The sequence below is a fragment of the Pontibacter roseus DSM 17521 genome, from assembly GCF_000373265.1.
Lineage (GTDB): Bacteria > Bacteroidota > Bacteroidia > Cytophagales > Hymenobacteraceae > Pontibacter > Pontibacter roseus.
Window position 1 is genome coordinate 474,528 of record NZ_KB890765.1, and the last position, 25,561, is coordinate 500,088.

A 25,561-nucleotide genomic window follows, 5' to 3' on the forward strand; every position below is an offset into this window, starting at 1 on the left:
AACGTATTAAAAGTTAACTTTAAGTCTTGCAATGACTTAAGACTCCCCTGATTCTAGATAAACAAACTATATGATAGATACTGTTGCAGAAGTTATGAGAGAGTTTGAGGCGCTCGTCAAACGCGGTGAGATAAGCTCATTCTGGGTATCTGTCGGCAAGGGTGCACTTGTGATACAGGCTTCCAATGAGGCCAGGACGCATCGCCTGTTACTTTCAGAAGACATGTCTTCGTCGCTGAGCACGTTTTTCTATGACGTGGAAAAAATCACCTATAGGACGCACGATTACAGCAACCTGAAGTGCTTCATCAACGCCCGCCTGATGTTGGACAGAATGCTGCAAAAGGACAAGTAGTGTTTCCAGCTGGCCAACTGAAGCTGGCGTTCTGTGCGGTACAGGCAAATAAATGGGAGCAGGGCTTTCTCTTCCGGCCTCCCTTGCTTTTCTTTGCACCAAACCTACAGGCTATACCTGAACCGTAGCCGCTAACCCACTACACGCATGCACCCTGCCCACCAAACCGTAGTAGTCGCCTCCCAAAACCCTGTGAAAGTCGCGGCAGCCCTTCAGGGCATTCAGCGCATGTTTCCCAGCCATACCTTCCATGCCCTGCCGGTCTCGGTGCCATCGGGTGTGGCCGACCAGCCCATGACAGAACAGGAGACGCTGGCAGGCGCCGTGAACCGGGTGAACAAAGCGCAGGAGGCACATCCGGAGGCAGCCTTTTGGGTTGGGATTGAAGGCGGCGTGGAGGAGCATGCAGGAGAACTGGCGGCCTTTGCCTGGGTGGTGGTGCGGTCAGCCGCAGGTATAGGCAAGGCGCGCTCCGGCACATTTTACCTGCCGCCTGTGGTAGCCGAGCTGGTGGCGCAAGGTATGGAATTGGGCGAGGCCGACGACATGGTGTTCAACAAATCCAACTCCAAGCAGGACGCGGGCGCTATCGGGCTGCTGACAGACGGTGTGGTAGACCGGCTGCAGCTGTACGAGCAGGCGGTGGTGCTGGCCCTGGTGCGTTTCCGCAACGAGGCGCTATACCTGCCAGGGGAGCGGCAGGCCAAGGTATAGCGGACTTCGAGAACCAAACTTGTTCCGCGCTGCTGTGTTAATTCACCTGGGATGATATTTGTCATAGTATCCTCTGTTGAATCCACTACATTTGATTTGTAGTACATACACAGGCAACACCATACCTGGCACCCAACCATGAACCGCATGAAACGATACTGGCCCCTGGCCCTGCTGCTTTTGCTACTGGCCTCCTGCTCCGGCAACCAGGAAACGACAACACCCACCGTAGAGGACATCTCGGAATCGGTGTACGCATCGGGCGTGGTGAAGAGCAGGAACCAGTACCAGGTATACCCGACTGTGAGCGGCATCGTGCAGCAGATTCTGGTGACGGAGGGGGACACCGTGAAGAAAGGCGACCCCCTCATGAGGCTGGACAACGAGGAGGCCCGGCTGAGCACCGAGAACGCCCGCCTGGCCGCTGAGTACGCCCGCGTGGGTGCCAATGCCGAGAAACTGAACGAGCTTCGCGAGGCCATTGACCTGGCCCGGAGCAGGAAGCAGAACGACTCGCTGCTGCTAGCCCGGCAGCGCAACCTCTGGTCCAACCAGATTGGAACCCGTGTGGAACTGGAGCAGCGCGAGCTAAGCTACAAAAACGCCCAGACCGCCTACAACTCCGCCGTGCTCCGCTACAACGACCTCAAAAAGCAGCTCGATTTCCAGGCGCGGCAGGCGCAGAAAAATCTGCAAATCAGCCAGACCCGTGCGGCGGACTTCACCATCCGGAGCGAGACCAGCGGCAAGGTATACGACGTGCTTCGGGAGCAGGGTGAACTGGTAAGTCCGCAGACGCCGGTGGCCGTGGTGGGCGACGCCAATGAGTTCATCCTGGAGCTGCAGGTGGACGAGTACGACATCGCCCGCATCAAGCCCGGCCAGCAGGTGCTGCTGCGGCTCGACAGCTATAAAGGCGAGGTGTATGAGGCCAGGGTATACAAGGTGAATCCCGCCATGAATGAACGCACCCGCTCCTTTACCGTGGAAGCAAGCTTCGTGACAAAGCCACCGGCCTTATACCCCAACCTGACCACCGAAGCCAACATCGTCATTCAGGCCAAAGAGAACGCGCTCACCATCCCGCGCGAATACCTGGTGGACGGCAGTTTCGTGGTGACGGAGAACGAGGAACGGGTGCCTGTCAAGACCGGGCTCAAAGACTACCAGAAAGTGGAGATACTGGAGGGAATCACCAAAGAGGATGTGCTCATCAAACCAACCCAATGAACAGCAGACTCATAGTCGGTATAGCGAAGTCGCTGCTGCTGGCCCGCTGGCGGCAGACGCTGGTGGCGGCCGTGGGGGTGACTTTCAGCATCGCCATGTTCATCACGCTGCTGGGCTTCATGAACGGGCTGAACGACCTGCTGGACGGCCTTATCCTCAACCGCACGCCGCACGTGCGCCTCTACAACGAGATAAAACCTAGCGACAACCAGCCGGTCAATGCCAGTGCTCAGTTCAGTGACTCCTACAATTTCATCAGCTCGGTGAAGTCAGGTATAAGCCGCCAGGAAATCTACGACAGTGGCCCTATCCTGCAGGCGGTGAAGGCAGACGCGCGGGTACTGGGCGCCACGCCCAAGCTCACGGCGCAGGTCTTCTTCAACGAAGGCACCATCGAGATTACGGGCGTCATCAACGGCGTGGACGTGGAGGAGGAGAGCCGGCTCTTCAACTTCCAGGACTACGTGACGGCAGGCAATTACATCGATGCCAAAAACGTGGCCAACAGCATCATCCTGGGCAATGGCCTGGCAGAAATATTGGTAGCCGACATCGGCGATGTGGTGCAGGTGACAACCATACAGGGGGAGCGCTTCCCGCTGAAGGTAGTGGGCTATTTCCAATCGGGCATACAGGAAATTGACAAGGTGCAGAGCTATGCCTCCATCAGCACCACCCAAAAGCTGCTGGGCAAGCCCGCCAATTACATGACCGACATACAGGTGAAACTGCACGAACTGGATATGGCGCCTGCCGTGGCCAAAGAGTACGAGCAGATTTTCAACATCGATGCCGAGGACATCCAGACGGCCAATGCCCAGTTTGACACGGGCAGCAGCATCCGCTCGCTCATCTCCTATGCCGTGGGCATCACGCTCCTCATCGTGGCAGGATTCGGCATTTTCAACATCCTCAACATGATGATTTATGAGAAGATGGATTCCATCGCCATCCTCAAGGCCACGGGTTTCTCGGGCCGCGACGTAAACCTCATCTTCCTGCTGATTGCGCTGAGCATCGGCTTTTTCGGAGGCTTGGTTGGGCTCGTCATGGGTTTCGTCTTCTCCGTCATCATCGACAACATACCGTTCAACACGGCCGCGCTGCCCACTGTCAAAACATACCCTGTCAACTACAACCCGGTGTTCTACTTCATCGGTGGATTCTTTTCACTGATTACCACTTACCTGGCCGGTTTTTTCCCGGCGCGCAAGGCCAGCAGGGTGGACCCGGTCGAAATCATACGAGGCAAATAGCATGCAGGACATCATACTGGAGGCGAGGCACATCAACAAGCAGTTCCATGACCCGGTCACGGTGCAGGTGCTCACCGACATCACCTTCACGGTGAACAAAGGGGAGTTTGTGTCGGTCATCGGCAAGTCGGGTTGCGGCAAGTCCACGCTGCTCTACATCCTCTCCACCATGGACACTGACTACGACGGCGAGCTGCTGATTGACCAGGACCTGATGACGGGCAGGAGCGACACCGAGCTGGCCCGGGTGCGCAACGAAAAGATAGGTTTTGTGTTCCAGTTCCATTACCTGCTCAACGAGTTCACGGTGCTGCGGAACGTGATGCTGCCCGGCCTGAAGCTGGGCAGGTATAGCGAGCAGGAAGTGGAGCACCGGGCCCTGGAGCGGCTGAAAATGCTGGGCATCGAGCAATTGGCCAGCAAGCCTGCCTACCACATTTCGGGTGGCGAGAAGCAGCGGGTAGCCATTGCCCGCGCCCTCATCAACGACCCCCACATCATCATGGGCGACGAGCCCACAGGCAACCTCGACGTGAAGAACAGCAACCTGGTGTTTGACATATTCAAGGAACTGTCAGAGGTGCATAACCAGACCCTCCTCATCGTGACGCACGACCAGAGCTTCGCCGAAAACACCAGCCGCATCATCGAGATGGAGGACGGGCGCATCATCCGAGGCTGAGCAGGTATAGGTATAGCATTTAGCTACTACGGCTCGGCTCCGGCCTCCAGCTCCTGGAGCACTTCCGCTTTGGGGTGGGCCAGCGCCTCCTGCATGTCCGCTTCTTCAATCTGCTGCTGCACTTGCCGGGCCTGCTGCACCAGGGCCTGGAACAGGCGGCGGTGCTCTTTCAGCTGAATCAGGTACTCCGGGTGCCATTGCACACCAATCATGAAACTTTGGGCGGTGTGCTCAATTCCCTGCACCACTTGGTTGGGTTCCCGGGCCACGATGGCCATACCTTGGCCGGGTTCTTTCACCGCCTGGTTGTGGAGCGCGTTCACCTCCAACTCCTGCGTACCCAGCACCTGCTCCAATCGGCTGCCGGGCTGGATGCGTACGGTTTTGACGGGGAAGATGCTGGCTGGGTTGGGCGCTTCGGTATAGAAGTCGTGTAGGCGCTTGTAGAGCGTTCCGCGGAAGTAGACGTTCATCAGCTGGGCGCCGCGGCAGATGCCCATCACGGGCAGGTCTTTGCGCACCGCCTGGTCAATAAGCTGGAATTCCAGGTGGTCGCGTTCCCGGTCAAGGCCGAAGGTGAGCTTCCGGCTCAGCAGCTTCCGAACCAGAAACACGGTCGGGTAATACACCCAGCGCACGAAGCGGCCAATCCGTTTCAAAGATGATTTGCCGGGCTGCTGCAGCGTCTTCTGCAGGTACTCGTCCAGCACGTGCTCCTGTTCGTAGGTACTGGGGTCTACGTCGGCGCCTCCTCCAATAATCAGCCCCTGCAGGCCATCTGCGGTACGGGGCCTGGCAGGCGTGATGCGCACCGGCCGGCCCCCGGCCAGCCACACCGACAGCGCCGTGAAAAACCAGGCGGCCCCGCCACCCCGGTCAGGCCCGGTGATGCCGATGGTGGGCCTGTCGCGGTTTATTCTGTTTTTGTGACTCAGGAAACCCATGTGTTTATTCTGTCAATCCATTTTGTCTCAAATCCCAGGAAAGAGTCCTTTTTCAGGTATAGGTACTCCTGGCACATCTGCTCCAGCGTCGGCCTGTCGTGCGCCAGTTCCTCCACGGCCACCCAGTTGTTCCACTCTTTGGCCAGTGTCCAGTCCGGTAGCGCGATGGAGCTATTGGGTAGCCTGTAGTGGAAGGTGTCGCGGGCCTTCACCTTCCCCAGGTTGGTGTATGGCGACAGCGCTTCCTGGTCCAGCGCGGCAAAAAGCGGGTACATGTCCAGCGGCCGGTTGCGGTCGGGGTTGTGGGTATGGTAATCCTGTATGAAACGCTCCAGGTCCGGGCTATACCCGGTTTGCAGCACCAGCGCCGTGTAGGCGGCTGGGTAGGGGGCGATGAAGGGGCTCAGCCTGCGGGCCAGGTCGGTGTCGCCTACCCGGAGCAGCCAGGGGTATAGGAGCAGGAAAGCCCGCAGGTAGGCCAGCAGCGTGTCGGTGTCTTTGCTAGGAGTCTCCACATTGATATGGGTGCCAAAGGCATTGGTCGGGAACGACTCTGTTCCTTGCGCATGTTGCCGGTAGAGCGCCTCGCGCAGCTTTTCCAGTTGCTCCAACTGGGTGCAGGGGATGGGAGGGCAGGCAACTTCGTAAGGGAAGATTTTGCCGATGATGCGCTCCAGTGCCTCCTCTACTTCCGCCTCCAGCGTGCTTTCCCCCAGTTTCACCTCCTCCACGTGTATGTTGAAGGCCTCAAAAGCCTTCTTGTAGGATTTTTCGGTCAGCAGCGTCAGGTCGAACTCCACCGTGAAATCGCCCAACTCCGTGTCCTTCACCTGCAGCTTGAAACGGCTCTCCTGCTGCACCTCGCCTCCGTACAGCTCCTGAATCAATCGGGCAGACTCCTCAATCCCCACGTTCGAATACTCCAGCTCGAACCCCACCCGTCGCAGGCTTCCGGCTTCATTGTGCAATACAGGAGGTAACTTGAAGGCCATATAGTTTCTTTTGGTAACACTTAGAAAACGTCAAAGGAAGGATTCTGTTCTGAGGTACAGCTGTTTCTAAGAGAAAACGGGACTGAAAGAGCAGAGCAAAACGGAAAAGCAGCAAAGCGGTAGAAGCCCTCTGGGCTAGGTATGACGGAACCCAAAAGGGCCTGTGCGGGTAAAGACTAGCATTATCAAAAAAGGCCGGTGCAGGTATAATACGTTGGCCAGCCATCGGGTGAAACAGCAGAAACCGTGTATATCAGAATCGCTAGCTACCTTTTCATACTATTGGCAATCACGGCCTGTTCGGGCGGCGACATCCGCGAGAAGGGGCTCGTCACAGAGCAGGCCATGGTCGTGACAGCGCATCCGCTCGCCTCCGATGTGGGGAAAGCCGTGCTCCGCCGAGGCGGCAACGCAGTGGATGCGGCTGTGGCGGTGCAGTTCGCACTAGCCGTGGTATACCCCGATGCCGGCAACATCGGCGGGGGCGGGTTTCTGGTGCTGCGGCAGCAGGATGGCAGCGTGGACGCCTTGGATTACCGCGAGATGGCACCGGCGGCGGCACATCGCGACATGTACCTGGATGCGCAGGGGCAAGTGCTGACCGGCCTGAGCTTCAAGGGACACCTGTCCACCGGCGTGCCCGGAACGGTAGACGGCATGGTGGAGGCACATGCCAGGTATGGGAGCCTGCCTTGGCAGGACTTGCTGCAGCCCGCTGTCGACCTGGCCACCAGGGGTTTCCCGCTGACGGAGAAAGAGGCTGAGAAGCTCAACGAGCATCGGGAGGATTTTATACGGTATAGCACCACCCGCCCCGGGTTCATCTTAAAAGACCGCTGGCGCGAAGGGGACAAGCTGCGTTTGCCGGAACTGGCGCAGAGCCTGGCACGCATCCGGGACAAGGGGAGGGCCGGCTTTTACGAAGGTCCCACGGCCGACCTGCTGGCGGCAGAGATGGAGCGGGGCGGCGGTGTCATGACCAAAGAGGATTTGAAGAACTACAAATCCGTTTGGCGTCAGCCCATCACCCAGCAGGTGGGAGGCATCCACGTCATTTCCATGCCGCCGCCTTCCAGTGGCGGCATCGCGCTTATCCAACTGCTCGCTATGGCAGAGGCCTACCCGTTGAAGGAATGGGGCTGGAACACAGCCAGGTATGCCCACTTACTCATTGAAGCTGAGCGTCGGGTATATGCAGATCGGGCCACCCACCTGGGCGACCCGGACTTCTATGACGTGCCGGTGGAGGAACTGCTGGACACCGCCTACATCCGCAGCAGGAGGAAGGGCATCTCTCTGGACAGAGCCACCGACAGTGAGTATGTGTCGGCAGGTATGGCAGCGCCGGTGGAGAGCCACCACACCACTCACTACTCCATCGTGGACCCGCAGGGTAACGCCATTTCCGTCACCACGACGCTCAACAGCAGCTTCGGCTCCAAGGTGTATGTGGGCGGGGCCGGTTTCCTGCTGAACAACGAGATGGATGATTTCAGTGCCAAGCCCGGATATCCAAACGACTATGGGCTGGTGGGCGGTGAGGCCAACGCTATCGCACCAGGAAAACGGATGCTCAGTTCCATGGCACCCACCATACTGGAGAAAGAGGGGGAGTTATTCATGGTGGTGGGCAGCATGGGAGGCTCCACCATCATCACCACGGTTTTCCAGATTATCCTCAATGTGACCACGCACGGCATGCCTATGCAGGGCGCGATAAACGCAGGCAGGTTCCACCACCAATGGAAGCCAGATTGGGTACTCTCGGAGTGGGGGAGCCTCGGCTTCTGGGACGGCTTGCGGCTGTGGCTGAAAGGGCATAAGGTTCTCCCGAAGCCGGGCGGCATCGGGCGGGCGGCTGGCATCCTGGTGCTGCCCGATGGCAGACTGGAAGGAGGCGCCGACCCCCGGGGCGACGATGCCTCGGCAGGTTTTTAAGTATAGCCTATACCTGTGCAGAGCGCTTGATTAAATTCTACAGGCTTCAGTAAACTCTCTTACAGTAACGAGCAGCAGGAGATGCATTTTTACTAAATTCCATGTTATAAATAATTTACGAATAGATTAGACAAAATCTACTTTAATACGTTTAGCTATAAGATTAGAATTCTGTATCACAATAAGTGCTATGGTTTCTTCTGCAGTGCTGGTTTTTCATCTCCTGTTTTACCCTCCTTGCTACAGATTGTATGAATAAAGGCCTTGGGCACCTGTTCGATATAGCCAACAAAGAGAAAAGGACCATTATCGGTCTGATGTCCGGCACCTCACTGGACGGTCTCGATATTGCCCTCTGCGAGTTTTCAGGACACGGCACCCAAACCCAACTGCACCTCCGCCAATTCACCACCATGCCGTATGACGCGGCCTTCAAGCAGGAGGTAAAAGCGATTTTCTCGAAGTGGCAGGTAGACTTGGAGAAGGTATGCCTGCTGCACGCCTACATCGGTAGCTTCCATGCCGAACTCATCAACCAAAGCCTGCAGCAGTGGGGTATAACGCCAGCCGAGGTGGACGTGATTGCCAGCCACGGCCAAACCATTTACCATGCGCCGGCCTCGCTGCACGGGATAGCAGGTATGCCGAACGCTACGCTGCAGATAGGGGACGGGGACCACATCTCAGTGAAGACCGGCATCATCACCTTAAGCGATTTCAGGCAGAAGCACATTGCGGCCGGCGGAGAGGGCGCTCCCTTGGCGGTATACGGCGATTACCTGCTCTTCTCGAAGCTGGGACAGAACCGCATCATGCTCAACATAGGGGGTATTGCCAACTTCACCTTCCTGCCCGGCGACCTCGATACCACCCGCATTTTCTCTACGGATGTAGGGCCTGGCAACACTCTGATGGATGCCTATGTGCAGGCGCATTTCCCGGGCACCTACTACGATGCTGATTCTAAAATCGCGGCACGTGGCAGGTATAGCCCCGCCTTGGTGGACGCGCTGCTGGACCACCCTTTCTTTGAGCAAGGCTTCCCGAAAACCACAGGGCCCGAACTCTTCAATCTGCTATACCTGGAAGAGGCGCAGCGGAAGTCCGGAACAACCGGCTTGGCTCCTGAGGATGTCATGGCCAGCCTGAACCGCTTCTCGGCCAGTGGCATCTGCCAGGCCTTGGATAGAACGCTGCAGGGGGAGGAGTTTGAGATATACCTGAGTGGGGGCGGCATGCACAACCCGCTGCTGCTACAGAACATAAACGAGCTGCTTGGCAAAGTGGAGGTGCGGGACACAGCCGAATTGGGGGTGCCTCCGGATGCTAAGGAAGCGGTGCTGTTTGCCACGCTGGCCAACGAATGCCTGGTAGGGGAACGGATAGACTTTGGTCCGGGGCAGATGCGGGTGCCGTCTGTGCTCATGGGCAAAATCAGCCTGCCAGCCTAATTGAAATCAACTTATAAACCAGAATATGTACAGTACTAATTGAAATCGCTATGAGAGAATTTTACTTGAGTGGGTGGCTTACCATCAAGGCAACCCTGCTGTGTACGCTCTTGCTGCTGAGTCAGGTGGCAGTCGCGCAAAACACACCCTTCGTCGTATCGGGTACCGTGACGGATGCCCGCACCAAAGCCCCTCTGCCAGGCGTCGTCGTCCGGTTTCAGAACAACAACGTCGCCACGGCCACCGATGCCAGCGGGCAGTACAACCTGTCCGCCAACCTGCCAGCCGGCACTTACCAGCTGATTTTCTCCTTTGTCGGGTTCAAGCCGGAGACACGCCAGGTGGTGCTGGGTAATGCGCCCACCGTCAGCCTGGATGCCCAACTGAGCGAGGATATTGTAGGGCTGGAGGAAGTGGTGGTAACGGGTACTTCGGTGGCTACGAGCAAGAAACAGCTGGGCAATGCCATCTCCACCGTCTCGGCCGCTGCACTCGAAAACAGTGTGGCCACCTCCGTGGACCAGGCCCTGGCCGGCAAGGTGGCCGGTGCCCAGATTTCACAGAACTCCGGCAACCCCGCCGGTGGTATCAGCGTGCGCCTGCGGGGCACGAGCACGGTGGTAGGCTCAGGTGACCCGCTCTACATCGTGGATGGCGTCATCATCAACAACGGCTCCCCTGAACTCATTGACCTGGGAGGCTATGCGCAGAACCGATTGGTGGACATCAACCCGAACGACATCGACCGCATCGAGATTATCAAAGGGGCGGCGGCGGCGGCTATCTATGGCTCGCGGGCCAGCAACGGCGTGGTGCAGATATTCACGAAACGCGGCAAGGAAGGAAAGCCACAGGTGGCTGTCTCGACGCAGTTCAGGGTGAGTGAAGTACGCAAGACGCTGGAGTATAACGACTATCCCTTCCGCTTCGTCAACACGCTGGCCGCAGACCTGACGCAGGAGCCGGTGCAGCGCTACGATTACCAGGACAAGATTTTCCGCACTGCCTACGGCACGGAGAACAACCTTTCTGTTTCGGGGGGCAGTGCCAAGACGCAGTACTTCATGAGCGGCAACTACCTGCGCAACCAGGGCATCATCGATAACACACAGTTCACGCGGGGTGGTGCCAGGGTGCGTATCGACCAGACGCTGAATGACTGGATATCCGTGTCGCTGGGAGCCAACTACGTGCTCAGCACCAGCCAGGAGATTCCGAACGGAGGGCTGCTGGAGACATATGGTGCATTGACCGGCTTCATCTTCAGCAACAACTTCATCAATCCCAATCCAGACCCTGTGACAGGGGTCTTTCCTTCCACTGCCCCGACGGCCATTTTGCGGCGCACCAACCCACTGGAGGCTATTGAGCGGTTCGACTTTGAGCAGCGTACCAACCGTTTCATCGGGGACTTCCAGCTGAGCCTGACGCCCATCAACAACCTGAACATCAATTATGTGCTGGGCTACGACAACTCCACCCAGATTGCGACCGGTTTTATACCGGCAGGTAACACCACGCCTTCTTACAACACGGGCTACTCCCGCCGCGCCGACAGGACCTCTTACCTGCTCAACAACGACCTGAACGTCTCCTACCGCACATTTTTGTCGGATTGGCTGGAGTCAACTTCGGGTATAGGCGCCACGGCGCAACTGGAGAAATATTACACCACCGGCATCAGCGCCACGCAGCTTGGCCCCATCGCCGAGATTGCCACGGGAGCCACCGTGGTGTCAGGGGAGGAAAGGGGCGACATCAACATACTCGGTTTCTTCGCCCAGCAGACCTTTGGCATCGGGGACCGTCTGTTTCTGACGGGTGCTGGCCGCTACGATGTGTCGTCTGTGTTTGGGGAGGAGGAGAGGTGGCAGTTCTACCCGAAGCTGAGCGGAAGCTACCTGATTTCTAATGAAGGGTTCTGGCAGAATATGGCGACTGTGATACCTATACTCAAGCTGAGGGCTTCCTACGGGCAGGCTGGTAACCTGACGGCCATTCGGGCATTTGACAGGTATACGAGCTATAACCCTGTTTCTCTGCCAGGTCTGCCGGGCGTTGCCTCTGCTCCTCTGCTAGGGAACCCCGGCATCAAACCGGAACGGCAAATCGAGAAGGAAGTGGGTGTGGACATGAGTCTGCTTAATGGCAGACTCGGACTGGAATTCTCCTACTACAAGAAAGATGTGGAGGACCTGCTGCTGTTCATCAACCTCAATCCAAGCATCGGTTTTCTGAACCAGTATGCCAATGTGGGTACCATGACCAACAAGGGGATTGAGCTGATGCTGACCGGTGTCCCGCTACAGTCGGAAAGAATGCGTTGGACCTCCACCCTGATATACTCCAGAAACAAGAATGAACTGAATGATATACCGGGAGGCGTGGTGACGTTCCCAGGTGGTTTCGGGCAGGTGGCGGCCGTGAACGGATACCCTATAGGGGCCTTCTACAGCACCTACTTTGCCCGTAACGAGGATGGGTCGCTGCTGCTCACCCCGTCAGGCCTGCCGCAGCCGGAGCGCATAGGCCGCAACCCGGAAACAGGGCAGCCGACGGGCGCTACCCGACCGAAAGTGATTGGTGACCCGAACCCGGACTGGACAGGTTCCTGGGTGAATGAGCTGACGGTAGGCAACAGCTTGTCCTTCCGCACGCAGTTTGATGCGGCCTATGGGTTTGATGTGTTCAACTTCACCCGCCGCGTAGGAGAACGCGACCTGTACGGTGGCCTGGCTGGCTATGAGCCGGAGCTGAGAGGAGAGGTGCCCAAAGGCACTTCGGCTGCCTTGTTCGGCATCTTTGAGAACTACATCGAAGACGGGTCCTACATCAAGCTGCGGGAGGTGTCGGTTGCCTATGATTTCAAGCCGCCCTTCCTGGGGGGCAGCAATGTGCGACTCAGCCTGGCAGGACGCAACCTGTTCTCTATTGACGACTACAGCGGCTACGACCCAGAGGTGAACGCGGCCGGCCAGACCAACGCGGTGCGTGGCTTTGACTTTGTGGAGGTGCCCATCCCGAGGACCTATGCGCTTGGAATCAACGTGTCGTTCTAGTCTACTTCAACCTAAATAGATATACCATGAGAAATATAGTTTCATACTTAAAGATAGGGGTACTGTCTGGTTGCCTGTTGCTCATGAGCGGCTGTGATTTGGACATTCCCAACCCCAACGCAGCCAGCGATGTGGAGGTGTTGCCAACACGGGAAGGCATGATTGCCCTGAGTGTGGGGGTGCGGCAATTCTATTCCACCTCCGGCCTGGAAGCCGCTTTGCTATACCCGGGTGTGACTGGCCGCGAAATGAAGGGCGTGGCCACCTTCACCAATGTGCTGGAGTTGGAGGCAGGCGGCACGGCCCTCCCGACCTTCAACGGCAACATCCTGGGCCTATGGTCCCGCATGCAGCGGGTCATGCTCATGAGCGAACAGATTCTGGAGAATGCCCCCAATATCCCCACCTTGTCGGGAGGCACACTGAGCGGTATCCTGGCGCAGGCGCACCTTTTCAAGGCCACAGCCCTCGGTACCCTGGCCACCTCGTTCGAGCAGGCGAACACCGAGACAAGCAGAACAGATAAGCCGACCTTCCGCCCAAGGGACGAAGTGTTGGCCGAGGCGATTTCGCACCTGAACCAGGGGATTGCTTTGCTTGACGCCACTCCGGTTTCACAGGAGTTCGTCACGCTGGTGACAGGGCCAAACTTTGACTTGAAGAACACTCTCTACGCTTACAACGCCCGGTATAACCTGTATGCGGGAAACTATGCAGAGGCCATCGCCAATGCAGACAAGGTGAATCTGTCTGTGCGGTCTGAGTTTGTGTACAGCACCCTGAGTCCGAACCCAGTTTACAACACGGTTTTCATCTTAGCCTATTTCAGACCGCGGGACAGATTCGGGTTGCCGGCAGAGCTGTTTGAGGCAGGTGACAGACGCTTTGAATTTTACATGACGGGAGCAACTGACCAGGTAGCTGGAGACCCTGTGAGGACCCTGGCCGGCTTTTTCGGCTCCCAGACTACCCCCATACCTGCCTACCTGCCCGATGAGATGAAGCTGATCAAGGCAGAAGCCATTCTGCGTAGCGGTGGCTCCACGGCGGAGGCGCTGGCGCTGATTAACGAGGTGCGGACACAGACGTCCGGTGACCCGTTTGGCGTGCATGCTGGGCTGCCGGCTTACAGTGGCCCCGTCACCACGGAGGCTCTGTTGCTGGAGGTATACAAGCAGCGTTCGGCAGAGCTATACCTGAGCGGGCAGAAGTGGGAGGACAGCCGCCGGTTCAATCGTCCGGCACCACCCGAAAACACAGCAGAGCGGAATCGCAATTTCTATCCATACCCGGACCAGGAGCGACTGAACAACCCGAACACACCTAACGACCCGGTCATCTGATTTCACATATACCTACCATAGGTATAGCCTGTTTATGAGAGTCCCTCCCGCTGATGAAGGTATGACAGCTGGAGGGACTTTTCTTGTAGGGTATGGCAACATGGCTAGGGTATGGCAACATGGCCTACTGTAGCGAGCGCACTTTGAAGTGCAAATTTATATAACTGGTTAAATATCTGTGATTGAATCCTAACCCATGGATGCAGCTATTTTCCTGTTTAAATAGCTGCATTGTAATATAGCGCTATCTTATATTAATACAATTTTTGCAACCTGTCAGGTATAGATAAGTATGTATCTAAACGCTAAAGGCAAAGCCTTGAGGGCTCGCTGGTTGACGAACACTAACTTAAAACTGAAAACAAACTTATGCTAGCAATGAACTATCGGGGGCCCAAGCGGGTCCGCATCGACCATAAACCCATGCCAGAGATACTGCATCCCGAGGATGCCATCGTGCGGGTGACCCGCTCCTGTATCTGTGGCTCCGACTTGCACCTGTACAACGGCAATGTACCGGATACGCGCGTGGGCACAACCTTCGGGCACGAGTTCACCGGTGAGGTGGTGGAAATTGGCTCTGAGGTGACTAAGGTGAAGGTGGGCGACAACGTGCTTGTGCCTTTTAACATCGCCTGTGGCAAGTGCGCCTTCTGCCGGCAGGAGCTGTACGGCAACTGCCACGAATCGAACTCCCAGGCCACGGCTGTGGGCGCCATCTTCGGCTACTCCCACACAGCGGGTGGCTACGACGGCGGACAAGCGGAGTATGTGCGCGTGCCTTACGCCAACGTGGGGCCAACCGTGATTCCGGAAGGGATGGACCTGGACGATGCCGTACTGCTGACGGATGTGGTGCCGACTGGCTACCAGGCCGCTGAGATGGCAGGCATACAGCCCGGCGATACCGTGATGGTGTTCGGGGCTGGTCCGGTGGGTATCATGGCGGCTAAGTGCGCCTGGCTGTTCGGGGCGGGCCGCGTGATGATTATCGACCACATAGACTACCGTCTGGAATTCGCCAAAAACTACGCGCAATGCGAGGCCTATAACTTTGAAGAGATAGGGGACTTGGCGGTGTTTGCCAAAAAGCAGACCGATTCACTGGGAGCGGACGTGTGCATCGATGCAGTAGGGGCGGAAGCGGCCGGCAACGCCATGCAGACCATCACGGGCAGGAAACTTCTGCTGCAGGCAGGTTCCGCGACGGCTTTGCACTGGGCCATCAACTGCGTCAAGAAAGGCGGCATCGTTTCCATTGTTGGGGTATATGGACCTACCGACAACCTGGTGCCTATCGGCAATGTCCTGAACAAGGGGCTTACCATCCGGGCAAATCAAGCCTCGGTAAAACGTCTGCTGCCCCGTCTGATTGAGCACGTACAGAACGGCATCCTCAATCCGAAGGAACTCATCACGCACCGGATTCCGCTGGAAGAGGTGGCGGAAGGCTACCGACTTTTCTCGGCTAAGCTGGACAATTGCATCAAGCCGGTTCTAATTCCACCATCAGTCAAATCTTAAATCGACGAAACCATGGAAAATACTGATTTCATAAATAAACGAGGGGCGGACTATAAGCATATCAAAGGCTGGGGGATAGACGCGGACCCGAAGAACGACCCGACCTACCCCATGAAGCGGCGCACTAACGAGGAGCACAAGGGCTATACCTGGGAGCGACCTACGCAGCAAGCCCAAACCGTTGAGATTCTGCACTCGATAGAGCGTCCTAACCTGACGGCCGTGTTCGGAACATCTGTCCCGCCCAGCGGGCTGAGTGGCATGATTCGTCGGATGGCCTTCAAGAAGAGTGAGAATGAGTACGGCCACTGGCTGCCGCTGATTCTGGCGGACCGTGTGAACGTGGTGGAAGGCGTCATCGATGATTTCATGCACGGCACCTTCCCCAACATTTTTGTGGAGAAAGGCTATGTGGCCCAGTGGCGACACGACAAACCCGGCCTGTTCGCCAAGCTGGCTGTGGTGGCCGCCATCACCGCAGGAGCCGTCTTTCTGATGACCCGCAAAAACGACGACGACTAAATCATATGTAAGACAGGCCAAACCAAAGGCAGCTACCATCCCGTAGCTGCCTTTGTTGTTTTGGATAGATGCCTTATTTAGTGCGTGGCCTTCTCCAACTTGAAGAACAGCTGCGAAATGGGAATCAGCATGATGCCGGCCAAGGCAAAGGCGATGAACGAAATCTGCAGGTTGAAGGCGTGGGCCAGGTAGCCAATTAGGGGCGGACCAATGAGCATGCCCACAATGCCGAACGTGGCGATGAGGGAGATGGCTATACCTGGAGAATACTTCTGTGAGGCACCTGCCAGGGTATAGGTCATGGGGATGACGGCGGCCGTCCCAAAACCCACCAACGAGAAGCCCACCATGGCTGGCCAGAAACTAGGGAACAGGATGGACAGCCCAATGCCGACGAAGATGAGCAGCGCACTCAGCATATACGTGGTAGCCATACCTATCTTATTGATGATGCGGTCCGACACGAACCGCGATAGCGCCATGAACGACATGAAAACCAGGTAGCCGGCGGTGAACACGTCCTCCTTCACCACTTGTTGAAAATAGATGCCGCTCCAGTCGAACATACCTCCTTCGCAGACGGCGGCAAAGAACACCAGCAGGCCCAGGTATAGGATGTAAGGGTCCGGTTTCCCGAAGGCCAGCCGGTTGCCCGTCGTAGACCTGTCGTTGCGCAGCAGGAAACGGTAGAAGTATAGCGCCGCCAGCACCGACAGCACCGCCACAGAGGCCAGGTGCATCACCATGGGCACGTTGAACGCCACCAGCAGCGTGGTATAGCCTACCCCCACAATGCCCCCCGTGCTCCACAGACCATGGAACGAGCCATTTATCTTGCGGTCGTATTGCTTCTGCAGCGTGATGGCCTGCGTGTTCACCGCAATGTTGAAAATGCGCATCGTCAGCGAAAACAGGAACAAGGCAAGGATGAGCGTGAAAGCCGTATTGGCCAGGCCAATGCCAATGAGGCAAAGGGAGTTGAGCAGGAAGGCGACAGTCAGGGGTATGCGCGTCTCCAGCTTCGCCACCAGCCAACCAGAAAGCGGTAGCCCTATGAGTGAGCTGACAGGCATGGAGAGCAGTATGGTGCCCAGTTCTGCCTCGTTCAGGCTCAGATGTTCTTTTATGGTAGGAATGCGGGAAGCCCAGCTGGAAAAGTTAAAACCAGACAGGAAGAAGAACAGGCTAAGCGATAGTCGCTGTTTTTGGATAAGTTGCATGAAAAAATTCTAAAGGCGCAAATTGCGCAAAAAATAACAGTATTACAGGTACAGGCTGCGCCTATACCTGTTCTCTGGTACAAAATCGGTATCAAAGAGCCCATCAACCAAGTCTGGTAACTGCTTTTGTAGAGTATTGCCAGGCTGTGAGACGCCTGAAGTTTACTGCCTGAGCAGCAGCTAAGTTGTGTGATTCTGCAAGAACCGGAAAAGAAGCTAACGGTTCCTGAAACGGTGCAACTCGAGGACTTCCATCAGGTATGGGAGCTTTGGAGGGGAAAGCAGATTGGAGGGTGGAGTGGTTGTGTCGATTAGGGGGAGGGGCGGTAGCTAGCTGTATCGGGTTCAAACGCCCCTACCGCCAGGAGGGGAGCCCTGCTGTTACTGCTCTTTATTGTCATTCCGACAAAAGGAGGAATCTTGTACTGCTTCTGTCGCAAGTTCAGCGCCAGAGCGAACGTGACTTTATTGCGAGTTCCTTCCCAAGGCCGGTTCTCGCTTTTCACCGCCGGTTCCCGCTCCACTCGCACCGGCGGCAGGTAGCGTAAAAGATTCCTCCTTTCGTCGGAATCACTGGGATGGACGGAATGCTAAAATAGGTAGGGAGCAGGTATAGCCGGCACGCATAGCAGACATACCAAGGAGAAAAGTAGAGTGTGTTAATCAGACAAAACCAATTACGCCACCACCTCTTGCCGCTGCTCCTGCTTGTCCCATTCCGGTGCGTTCACGATGCCTAGCTTTTTAGCGCTGAAAACAGGGTCGAGACCGGCTTTCCGCTGTGCCTGGTAGTCTTTGAGTGCGCGGAGGGCGGGTTTACGGAGTAGCAGGATGGCTACCACGTTCAACCAGGCCATGATGCCCACGCCAATGTCGCCCAGTGCCCAGGCCGATTCAGCCGTTTTGATGGAGCCGTAGAACGTAGAGGCCAGAATGACACCACGCAGCGCCCACAGCATCCATGTCTGGTTGCCGTTGCGGGCCAGGTAGCTGACGTTGGTCTCCGCGATGTAGTAATAGGCCATGATGGTGGTGAAGGCGAAGAAGAGCAGCGAGATGGCCACAAAGCCACTGCCCAGCGAAGGGAAGTACGTATTGACCGCCTGCTGCGTAAACTCCGGCCCAATGGCCACACCCGGCAGATTCTCCACAATAAAGCCACCCTCCGGGTTCACTACGTTGTACTGCCCCGTGAACAGAATCATGAAAGCGGTGGCGGTACAGACGAAGAGCGTATCCACATATACCGAGAAGGCCTGCACCAGTCCCTGCTTGGCGGGGTGGCTGACCTCCGCAGCGGCGGCGGCATGTGGTGCCGTACCCTGTCCGGCCTCGTTGGAGTAGATGCCCCGCTTCACACCCCAAGAGATGGCCATGCCGAACACGCCTGCGAAGGCGGGCTCCAGGTCAAAAGCTGAGCCCACGATGAGGCTAAGGACGGCTGGCACCTCCGTAATGTTCAACCCGATGATGACGAAGGACATCAGAATATAGGCACCGGCCATAAAAGGAACCACGAACTGCGCTACCTGGCCAATCCGCTTCACACCCCCGATGATGATAAGCGCCAGCAAACAGGTGATGGCGCCACCCGTGACTGCCACAGGAACCTCAAAGGCAGTACTGATGCCGGAGGCGATGCTGTTGCTCTGCACACCTGGCAGGAACAGGGCCATACTGATGATGGTGGCGATGGCAAACACCACCGCATACCATTTCACGCCAAGTCCCTTTTCAATGTAGTAGGCAGGGCCACCGCGGTATTCGCCGTTTCTCACCTCCTTGTAAATCTGGCCCAGCGTGGCCTCCACGTAGGCCGAGGCGCTTCCCAGGAACGCAATCATCCACATCCAGAACACGGCCCCTGGGCCTCCCATCGCGATGGCTGTCGCCACACCGGCTATGTTGCCCGTGCCCACACGCCCGGCAATGGCCAAGGAGAAGGCCTGGAAGGAACTCACGCCTTTGTCTGATGACTTCCCTTGGAAGAGCAGCCGAATCATCTCGCCCAGGTGGCGTACCTGCAGAAAACGGGTGACGATAGAGAAATAAATGCCGGCTCCCAGGCACAGTACGATGAGGGCGTCGCTCCAGACGATGTTGTTGATGGCGCTGATGGTTTCTTCCATACGGTCTCAGTAGGCGGGGTAAAGAGGTAGACAAATAGGCACCAAAAGCGCCTCAGCCGACTAAGATAGCATAATTTTCAAAAGCGCGCACAACAAGGAGGGGACGGGAATGGTGAAGCCACTTACTAAATGGGGCAAGGGCAGGCAAAAACGCAGTGGTGGAAAGAACTCTTGTACAGGGAATTGAATCAGTGCATCAGGTATGGTGGAACGCAAAGGTGACAGACTGAACCGTCGAGGTGATTTCTTTCATTATTTTTTCCCAAACCGCAGGTTCCCCGTTCAGGAAGTATTTTTGGTTGACCTCCAGCTCAAATCCAGTGTAGTGGTCCGGCCCGAATTTAGTCCGCAGGTAGGTGGGCAGTCCGTCATCGGTGCCGGGGTAGGGGGAGTTGAAGAGCACTTTCCGTTCCGGGTTGGAAGCCTGCAGCGCGTCCTGAAGTTGTTGCGCAAAAGCCGCTTCTAATGGGCGCTCCGGGTCGAAGAGGATACCGATGTCAGCCGGGCGTACCTCCCCATCCAGAACAGGCGTGAAGGTATGGATGGCCAGATGGATTACCTTCTCCCCGGATGCGAGGGCCTGCTCTATCTTTTTCTCCACCTGCCTCCTGTGCGGGTAATAGTGCTTTCCCAACACAATCTGCCTTTCCTTCTCCGACAGCTTCCGGCTATACTCTGAGAACAGCTCCTCATTGTCCAGCGACCGGTTCGCCTCCACCAGCAGGCGGGAGGTGGTGGTCAGGTATAGGGGGAAATCTGTCTCTGCTGCCAGGTACCGGGCAAGCCGTAGGGCGCCAAAGTCAATGGCCTGGTGGGTATAGAGTACTTCTTCTTTGCCCTTGAACAGGTGTGCGTACTCCTTCGGAACCTCGTTTCCGGCGTGTTCGCATGTCAGGATGTAGGTATAGGACATGGGTGTTTTCAGCTTAGTTAGGGAATGAGCCTGCTGCGGTTTCAGCTATCAAAAGAAAGGGTGGCGCCTTTGTCTGACACGGTCAGGCGGACGTCGGCACCGAAAATCAGGGCGCTGTTCACGCCGCTGTGGCCAGCAGGAAATCCGAAGCAAACCGGGAAGTCAAACTCCTTCACCGCGTCCAGCACGATTTCCTCCGGCGTTTTCCCAAAGGGTGGGTCGTCTTCTTTGATATCGGTGAGGCGGCCCACCACCAGCCCTTTCACGTACTCAAACTTGCCGGCGTGCTTGAGAGACATGAGGTAGCTGTCGAGCCGGAAATACTGTTCCCCCACCTCCTCCAGAAACAGCACTTTGCCGTTCGTGTTCGCCTCTGACATGGTGCCTTTGGCGTTGCACAGGATGCTGAGCGTACCGCCCACCAATGTAGCCTCCGCTGTGCCGTTGCGGTTCAGCGGGTGGGCCTTCACCTTGTATTCCAGCTTCTCCCCGAACAGGGCCTTCCGCAGGCTTTCCCAGGATGTTACCTTGTAGCCGCCTTCCAGGTCGCTGGCCATGGTGCCTTGTATGGAGGCAGTGCCTAGCATGCTCTGCACATGGCTGTGCAGGAAAGTGGTGTCGCTGTAGCCTACGAGCCACTTGGGATTGTACTTGAACTTGTTGAAGTCTATCTGGTCAATCACCCGAAGGATACCATACCCGCCCATGGTCTCCAGCACCGCCTTGATTTCATCGTTATCCAGCATCTGCTGCAGGTCTTTTCTCCGGAGCTCGTCCGAACCGGCGAAGCTGCCCTCCCGCGGCCCTATCGTCTTTCCCAGCACGGGTTCCAGCCGCCATTCTTTCAGGATGTCGAGCAGCCCGTCGATGTATTCCTGCTCAGTGTAGTTGCTGGTGCTCAGCACGCCCACCTTGTCGCCAGCCTTGAGGAAAGGAGGTAGAATCATGGTTTCGTTTTTTCACCCCGAACGGCGGAAGGATAGATGAAGTTGGGCCCCTTGACGAGATTGGGTAGTTCAGCCACTGCCTGCTGCGTACTTCTACCCAGGTATAGACAGAGAGGCGTCAGCCTGTAACCGGAAGCTGGACCTGCCCGAGCGCTTCGATGATTTTTTCCGCTTTGCCGCCGTACTGGCTGCGGATGCGGTCTTCCTGTATCACAAAACTGGGCGCGGCCGGGTCGGCGTCAATGGTATACATATGCTGCTTGTTTAAGGTGTCTGACTCCTGGGTAGCTATACCTTGCAGCAGCGCCTGGGCACGGTGGTCCAGTGCCGTCCAGATGAAGCGCTCTGCGTTGGGGCCTTTCGTGAAGCTGTCGGGGAAGCGGCGTTGCGCCTCTTCCGTTATTGTCTGCGGGTCCAGCTCGTTCACCTCACATACCTGCTGAAACACGGCCAGGTCTCTCTCCAAATTGTTTTCCATAGTGTTGCGTTTTGGTTGAGTCTAATACGGAATTACAAGCGTTTGGTCACAGGTATAGCCGTTGCCGTAAGCCTAGTTGGAGATGCCGGAAATATAATTGGCTATTTCCTCTTCCTTTGCCTGCAGCGCGCTGTAGCCGTACTTGGCTACCACATCGCCGGCCATGGGGGAGAGCACCCCGAAAATTCTGGCTTGGCTGATGACTTCTTTGTTCCAGGCCGATGCCACGACCATAATCGTGTAGCCATTGTAGGAGCTGAGGTCCATGAGGTCGGCGGTGGAGCCAGGGGAGGGCCATTTGCCGGCGGCCAGGCTGTAACTGCCCTGTTCCCACCGGGGCGGGGTGTTGGCTTTGTCGGGTATGGGTTGGAAGTAGCCGTCTTCCACAGGGCCCATGAACACGGCGTTCACTTCCTGCAGGGCGTCTGGTACGAGTACTTTCGGGTCGGGCAATACTTTCCCGGATTCCTCAAGGGTTTCTTCTGGTGTATTCATGAGGTGCTTTGTTGGTTAATCGTTATTTATACGTACTTCCAGCCATCAGAATAGTACTTCCGCATTTGGATTAATGCCCCGTGTACGCTCCGCCAGAGGCTTTCGCACTGTGAGCCATACCTTTCTGTTGCCGAGATTCGTTTTATATAAGTTGTTGTACCTGAAATATTTAAGCCTATGCTGTTGCCTGTCAATCTATCCGTATACCTGCTTTTCCCATTGGCCATGGTGCTGTCGGTGCTGCACCACGGTTGGGCCAACTACGACCAGACCAAGGAACTGGACTACACCGGGCAAGTGCAGGAAATCACCTTTGAAAACCCGCACGGCATGCTGCAGCTGCAGCACGAGGACGAGGTTTGGACGGTGGTGCTGGCGCCTCCCAGCCGCATGGAGGCCCGTGGCCTGAGCAAGAAAATGGTTCAGCCGAACGATGAGGTGCGGGTAGTGGGCTATCCGCATAAGGATGGCAGCCAGGAGATGCGGGCCGAACGGATTTTCGTGGGGGATAAGAAAGTAGAGTTGCGCTAGCCGTGTCCGGTACAGCGGGCGGCCTGCTGGCGGCACTGGAGAATTCTGCGGTGGCGGCAGCCATTCGAGAATCTTCCTGGCTATACCCTGCTTTGGAGATAGCCCACATCCTGGGCATCGTGTGGTTGGTGGGCGGTGCCTTTCTGTTCGACCTGCGTTTGCTGGGGCTATCCCGCGCTATACCTGCCCCGGCACTGGCGCAGCACCTGCTGCCCTGGTCACGGCGGGGGCTATACCTGCTGGTGCCGTCGGGCCTGCTGCTCTTCAGTACCAATGCCGTCACGCTGGCAGCGGATACCGTTTTCCACCTCAAAATGCTGCTGCTGTTGGTGGGCGGACTCAATGCCGGGTTGTTCCACCGCTTTCTTTCCCCGTCTTCAGAAGCCTGGCAACACACGGGTATACCTGTTGCCGCCAAAGCCGTGGCTATTTGCTCTATGCTTGTTTGGCTGCTGGTGATTGCCTGCGGCAGGCTGCTGGCCTACTGAAGTTACGTACCCCGGAAAGCTCTCCTCAATCCCACTCACCCGGCTCTTCCTCCTCTTCCTCATACAAGTCATCTGCTTCGTCAAACTCCGCCTCTTCTTCCATATACCACTCGCCAGGGGCCTCTTCTTCCCGCCAATCCAGGTTTTGCAGCAGATTGTCCACCAGGGGCTGCTGCGCCGGTTCGTAAATCAGTTCGCCGCGCAGCAGAAAGCGGTTGGTGTCCAATAGCACCTCATAGATGGGCGTGTGGATGTGCCTCGGAATCCGGAACAGGCGCGGGTCGTGCTTGTGAAAGGGCGTAGCGACTTTGGAGTTGTACAGGTAGGGGAGGAGCGTCTTGGAGCAGCTGATGGCAATGCGGTGCACCTCGTGTTCCTCAAAATACTCCTGCAGCCGGCCGTTGATGTTCTCAAAGAACTCCAGCGTCTCGCCCAGCCGCACCCGCGAGCCCGCCCGGGATTTGCCTTTCGTCTTGAGGTACTTTATCTGGCTCTTGCCTTGCTTCTTGCGCACCATGTAGGAGCGGAACACCTTGTGGTCGAGGTTGAAGCCGTTCTCAAAATAACCCAGCGCGCAGTTGCCCGATTGAATCAGCACCACCACATAATTCACCTGTGTAGCTCCTGCCACTAGCCCCGGTGCAGGGGCCGGAAGCGTGATGGGCAGGCGGAAGTATACCTGCTCGTTACCGGAGTCGTCGAGTAGCGCCAACCGATGCTTTTCGGGGTCATAGGACGTCTGGATGGAAGAAGCCTGCAGCACCCGGAGCAGTTCAGCGGATTTGTCTTGCGGTAAAAAGCGGTTCATAGGCGGCAGCGGCGCATAAGGTGAAAACGGAGGGGACGTAACGGCAGGCAAGTTCGCAAAAGCCGCAGACAAATAATAGCCTGCGGATGTCTCAGGTGGCTTCCGCCGTGCCCGCCACATCATACCTACGCCCGCAGCCGTAGAGATGATTTCAGTGCCGGCAGGTCCGTTTCGTGGTCTGCCGGGCTGCTGGTCACTGGAATGTTAGCGGTTCTAGACTTATATAAAGACATATGAACAACCGAGCGAAGACCATTTTGCTTTACGGCACACTCATCGTGGTGGGGTCGTATTTCCTGTTCTGGGGACTGGTGCAGGCCAAGAGCTTTCTGGCACCGTTGACGGTGGCCGCTCTGTTGGCCATGGTACTGCTGCCCATGGCCCGGTGGCTCGAAAAAAAGGGCTTGCAGCGGGGATGGTCTGCTTTCCTCTCGGTTTTACTGATTCTGCTCTTTTTTGCAGGTATGGCCTGGGTGATGGCGCTGCAGCTGAAAAGCCTGAGCGAGGATTGGCCCAAGCTGCAGAAGAGGCTAGAACCCAAGCTGATGCAACTGCAGGATTTCATCGAGGAGAAGACAGGTATAGCGGTTCAGGAACAGGGGATTCTGAACAAGCTCCCTCTGGGTGATTCTGGTAGTCAGGAGCAAAGCCAGAGCGCTAGCCAGGAGCCGCAACAAGCGCAGCAACAACCACAACCGCAGCAGCAATCACAGCAACCACAAGAACAGCAAGCTTCCTCGCAAGGAGGCGGCGGGATTATTGGGTCTGTCTTGTCAACGGCGGGGAGTTTCCTGATGCAGTTCTTCGGCATGATGGGCACCTTCCTGCTCACGCTCATCTACGTCTTTTTCTTCCTGCTGTACCGAAGCAAGTTCAAGAAGTCTATCCTGAAGTTCGTGCCGGACGACGAGCGGGACGCGGCGCGCGACATCATCAATAAATCCACCGATGTCTCAAAAGACTACCTCCTGGGCAGGCTGATTCTGATTGCGTTCCTGGCAGTGCTGTATTCCATCGGTCTCTCACTGTCGGGTGTGCAGCAGGCTATTCTCATTTCTGTTCTGGCTGCCGTGCTCACCCTGATTCCGTACATCGGCAACATCATTGGCTACGCTCTGGCGGTAGGTATAGCGGTCTTCTCCGGAGGTGGCCTCACGGGTGCCGTAGGGGTGACCATCACCTTCTCCGTCGCTCAGTTCGTGGAGAGCTACATCCTGGAGCCTTATGTCGTAGGCGAGAAAGTGAACATCAATCCGGTATTCACTATCATTGTGGTGGTGCTGGGAGGAGCCGTGTGGGGCATCATCGGCATGCTCATCGCCATACCGGTGCTAGGTATAGCCAAGGTGGTGTTCGACCACATCCCGGTGCTGCAACCCCTGGGGTATCTGTTTGGGCAGGAGGGCATGGGGAATGACGACAGCGGCGACGGCTTCTTTGACAAGCTGAAGCGGTGGGCGATGAATAAGTCCGGCACCAAGAAGAGCGCCTGAGGCTTCGACTGCGCAAATTGCAACCCAAAAAATATAGAACTCCCGAAAC

General features: G+C 56.7%; 23 protein-coding genes. 14 read left to right on the forward strand and 9 right to left on the reverse strand.

All coding sequences use genetic code 11. From position 1 onward, the window contains the following. The first annotated feature begins 70 nt into the window (after positions 1 to 70). From B051_RS0113565 to B051_RS0113585, 5 genes are all read left to right on the forward strand, one after another. Positions 71 to 355 (forward strand): hypothetical protein, encoded by a 285-nt coding sequence (locus tag B051_RS0113565; RefSeq protein WP_157578863.1) that lies wholly within the window; start codon positions 71 to 73, stop codon positions 353 to 355. 147 nt (positions 356 to 502) lie between these two features. Further along, positions 503 to 1,069 (forward strand): inosine/xanthosine triphosphatase, encoded by a 567-nt coding sequence (yjjX, locus tag B051_RS0113570; protein WP_018478754.1) that lies wholly within the window; start codon positions 503 to 505, stop codon positions 1,067 to 1,069. Positions 1,070 to 1,216: 147 nt separating this feature from the next. After that, positions 1,217 to 2,299, forward strand: coding sequence for an efflux RND transporter periplasmic adaptor subunit (locus B051_RS0113575; protein WP_026236395.1), 1,083 nt, complete (start codon positions 1,217 to 1,219; stop codon positions 2,297 to 2,299). Continuing rightward, the gene (locus B051_RS0113580) at positions 2,296 to 3,555 is read left to right on the forward strand and encodes an ABC transporter permease (RefSeq protein ID WP_018478756.1); all 1,260 of its coding nucleotides are present in this window, start codon (positions 2,296 to 2,298) and stop codon (positions 3,553 to 3,555) included. Before B051_RS0113575 ends, B051_RS0113580 begins: the two co-directional genes overlap by 4 nt. Before the next feature lies 1 nt (position 3,556). Continuing rightward, positions 3,557 to 4,237, forward strand: coding sequence for an ABC transporter ATP-binding protein (locus B051_RS0113585; RefSeq protein ID WP_018478757.1), 681 nt, complete (start codon positions 3,557 to 3,559; stop codon positions 4,235 to 4,237). Positions 4,238 to 4,263: 26 nt separating this feature from the next. Here the strand turns inward: B051_RS0113585 and B051_RS0113590 are convergent, their stop codons facing one another. Both B051_RS0113590 and B051_RS0113595 read right to left on the reverse strand, forming a co-directional pair. Beyond that, on the reverse strand, positions 4,264 to 5,181 hold the full coding sequence (locus tag B051_RS0113590; RefSeq protein WP_018478758.1) for a gamma-glutamyl-gamma-aminobutyrate hydrolase family protein: 918 nt from the start codon (positions 5,179 to 5,181) through the stop codon (positions 4,264 to 4,266). After that, complete coding sequence (locus B051_RS0113595) at positions 5,169 to 6,173, reverse strand: amidoligase family protein (protein ID WP_018478759.1); 1,005 nt, start codon at positions 6,171 to 6,173, stop codon at positions 5,169 to 5,171. Before B051_RS0113595 ends, B051_RS0113590 begins: the two co-directional genes overlap by 13 nt. A 246-nt stretch (positions 6,174 to 6,419) precedes the next feature. Between B051_RS0113595 and ggt the strand changes: the two genes are divergently transcribed. From ggt to B051_RS0113625, 6 genes are all read left to right on the forward strand, one after another. Then, positions 6,420 to 8,111, forward strand: coding sequence for a gamma-glutamyltransferase (gene ggt / locus B051_RS0113600; RefSeq protein WP_018478760.1), 1,692 nt, complete (start codon positions 6,420 to 6,422; stop codon positions 8,109 to 8,111). Between the two features lie 251 nt (positions 8,112 to 8,362). Beyond that, a complete protein-coding gene (locus B051_RS0113605; RefSeq protein WP_018478761.1) occupies positions 8,363 to 9,562 on the forward strand; it encodes an anhydro-N-acetylmuramic acid kinase in 1,200 nt (399 codons plus the stop codon). A gap of 50 nt (positions 9,563 to 9,612) precedes the next feature. Next, positions 9,613 to 12,621: a SusC/RagA family TonB-linked outer membrane protein gene (locus B051_RS0113610; protein WP_018478762.1), complete on the forward strand. Its 3,009-nt coding sequence runs from the start codon at positions 9,613 to 9,615 to the stop codon at positions 12,619 to 12,621. 26 nt (positions 12,622 to 12,647) lie between these two features. Further along, positions 12,648 to 13,964 carry a RagB/SusD family nutrient uptake outer membrane protein gene (locus tag B051_RS0113615; protein WP_026236396.1) on the forward strand — a complete coding sequence of 439 codons (1,317 nt, stop codon included), beginning with the start codon at positions 12,648 to 12,650 and terminating at the stop codon, positions 13,962 to 13,964. A gap of 369 nt (positions 13,965 to 14,333) precedes the next feature. Beyond that, positions 14,334 to 15,488: a zinc-dependent alcohol dehydrogenase gene (locus tag B051_RS0113620; RefSeq protein WP_026236397.1), complete on the forward strand. Its 1,155-nt coding sequence runs from the start codon at positions 14,334 to 14,336 to the stop codon at positions 15,486 to 15,488. A gap of 12 nt (positions 15,489 to 15,500) precedes the next feature. Further along, positions 15,501 to 16,010 (forward strand): hypothetical protein, encoded by a 510-nt coding sequence (locus B051_RS0113625; RefSeq protein ID WP_018478765.1) that lies wholly within the window; start codon positions 15,501 to 15,503, stop codon positions 16,008 to 16,010. 77 nt (positions 16,011 to 16,087) lie between these two features. Here B051_RS0113625 and B051_RS0113630 read toward each other — a convergent pair whose 3' ends face one another. The 6 genes from B051_RS0113630 to B051_RS0113655 all read right to left on the reverse strand — a co-directional run bounded on the left by B051_RS0113630 (position 16,088) and on the right by B051_RS0113655 (position 22,192). Beyond that, complete coding sequence (locus B051_RS0113630; RefSeq protein ID WP_018478766.1) at positions 16,088 to 17,230, reverse strand: MFS transporter; 1,143 nt, start codon at positions 17,228 to 17,230, stop codon at positions 16,088 to 16,090. Positions 17,231 to 17,907: 677 nt separating this feature from the next. Beyond that, entirely contained in the window at positions 17,908 to 19,359 is a 1,452-nt protein-coding gene (locus B051_RS0113635) for an alanine/glycine:cation symporter family protein (RefSeq protein WP_018478767.1), read from the reverse strand. A gap of 196 nt (positions 19,360 to 19,555) precedes the next feature. After that, complete coding sequence (locus B051_RS0113640; protein ID WP_018478768.1) at positions 19,556 to 20,272, reverse strand: N-formylglutamate amidohydrolase; 717 nt, start codon at positions 20,270 to 20,272, stop codon at positions 19,556 to 19,558. 41 nt (positions 20,273 to 20,313) lie between these two features. Further along, on the reverse strand, positions 20,314 to 21,219 hold the full coding sequence (locus tag B051_RS0113645; RefSeq protein WP_018478769.1) for a S66 peptidase family protein: 906 nt from the start codon (positions 21,217 to 21,219) through the stop codon (positions 20,314 to 20,316). 118 nt (positions 21,220 to 21,337) lie between these two features. Then, positions 21,338 to 21,697 carry a hypothetical protein gene (locus tag B051_RS0113650; RefSeq protein WP_018478770.1) on the reverse strand — a complete coding sequence of 120 codons (360 nt, stop codon included), beginning with the start codon at positions 21,695 to 21,697 and terminating at the stop codon, positions 21,338 to 21,340. Positions 21,698 to 21,769: 72 nt separating this feature from the next. Then, positions 21,770 to 22,192, reverse strand: a complete 423-nt coding sequence (locus B051_RS0113655; RefSeq protein WP_018478771.1) for a hypothetical protein — start codon at positions 22,190 to 22,192, stop codon at positions 21,770 to 21,772. Positions 22,193 to 22,369: 177 nt separating this feature from the next. On the opposite strand from B051_RS0113655, the gene B051_RS0113660 reads away from it, so the two are divergent. Next, positions 22,370 to 22,723 carry a DUF6152 family protein gene (locus B051_RS0113660; protein ID WP_018478772.1) on the forward strand — a complete coding sequence of 118 codons (354 nt, stop codon included), beginning with the start codon at positions 22,370 to 22,372 and terminating at the stop codon, positions 22,721 to 22,723. Between the two features lie 2 nt (positions 22,724 to 22,725). Next, positions 22,726 to 23,211 carry a DUF6644 family protein gene (locus B051_RS0113665; protein ID WP_018478773.1) on the forward strand — a complete coding sequence of 162 codons (486 nt, stop codon included), beginning with the start codon at positions 22,726 to 22,728 and terminating at the stop codon, positions 23,209 to 23,211. 25 nt (positions 23,212 to 23,236) lie between these two features. On the opposite strand, the gene B051_RS21320 is transcribed toward B051_RS0113665, so the two are convergent. Next, positions 23,237 to 24,019, reverse strand: a complete 783-nt coding sequence (locus B051_RS21320; protein ID WP_018478774.1) for a hypothetical protein — start codon at positions 24,017 to 24,019, stop codon at positions 23,237 to 23,239. A 233-nt stretch (positions 24,020 to 24,252) separates the two neighbouring features. Here B051_RS21320 and B051_RS0113675 point away from each other — a divergent pair, with 233 nt between their 5' ends. Further along, on the forward strand, positions 24,253 to 25,512 hold the full coding sequence (locus tag B051_RS0113675; protein WP_018478775.1) for an AI-2E family transporter: 1,260 nt from the start codon (positions 24,253 to 24,255) through the stop codon (positions 25,510 to 25,512). The last annotated feature ends 49 nt before the right edge of the window (positions 25,513 to 25,561 follow it).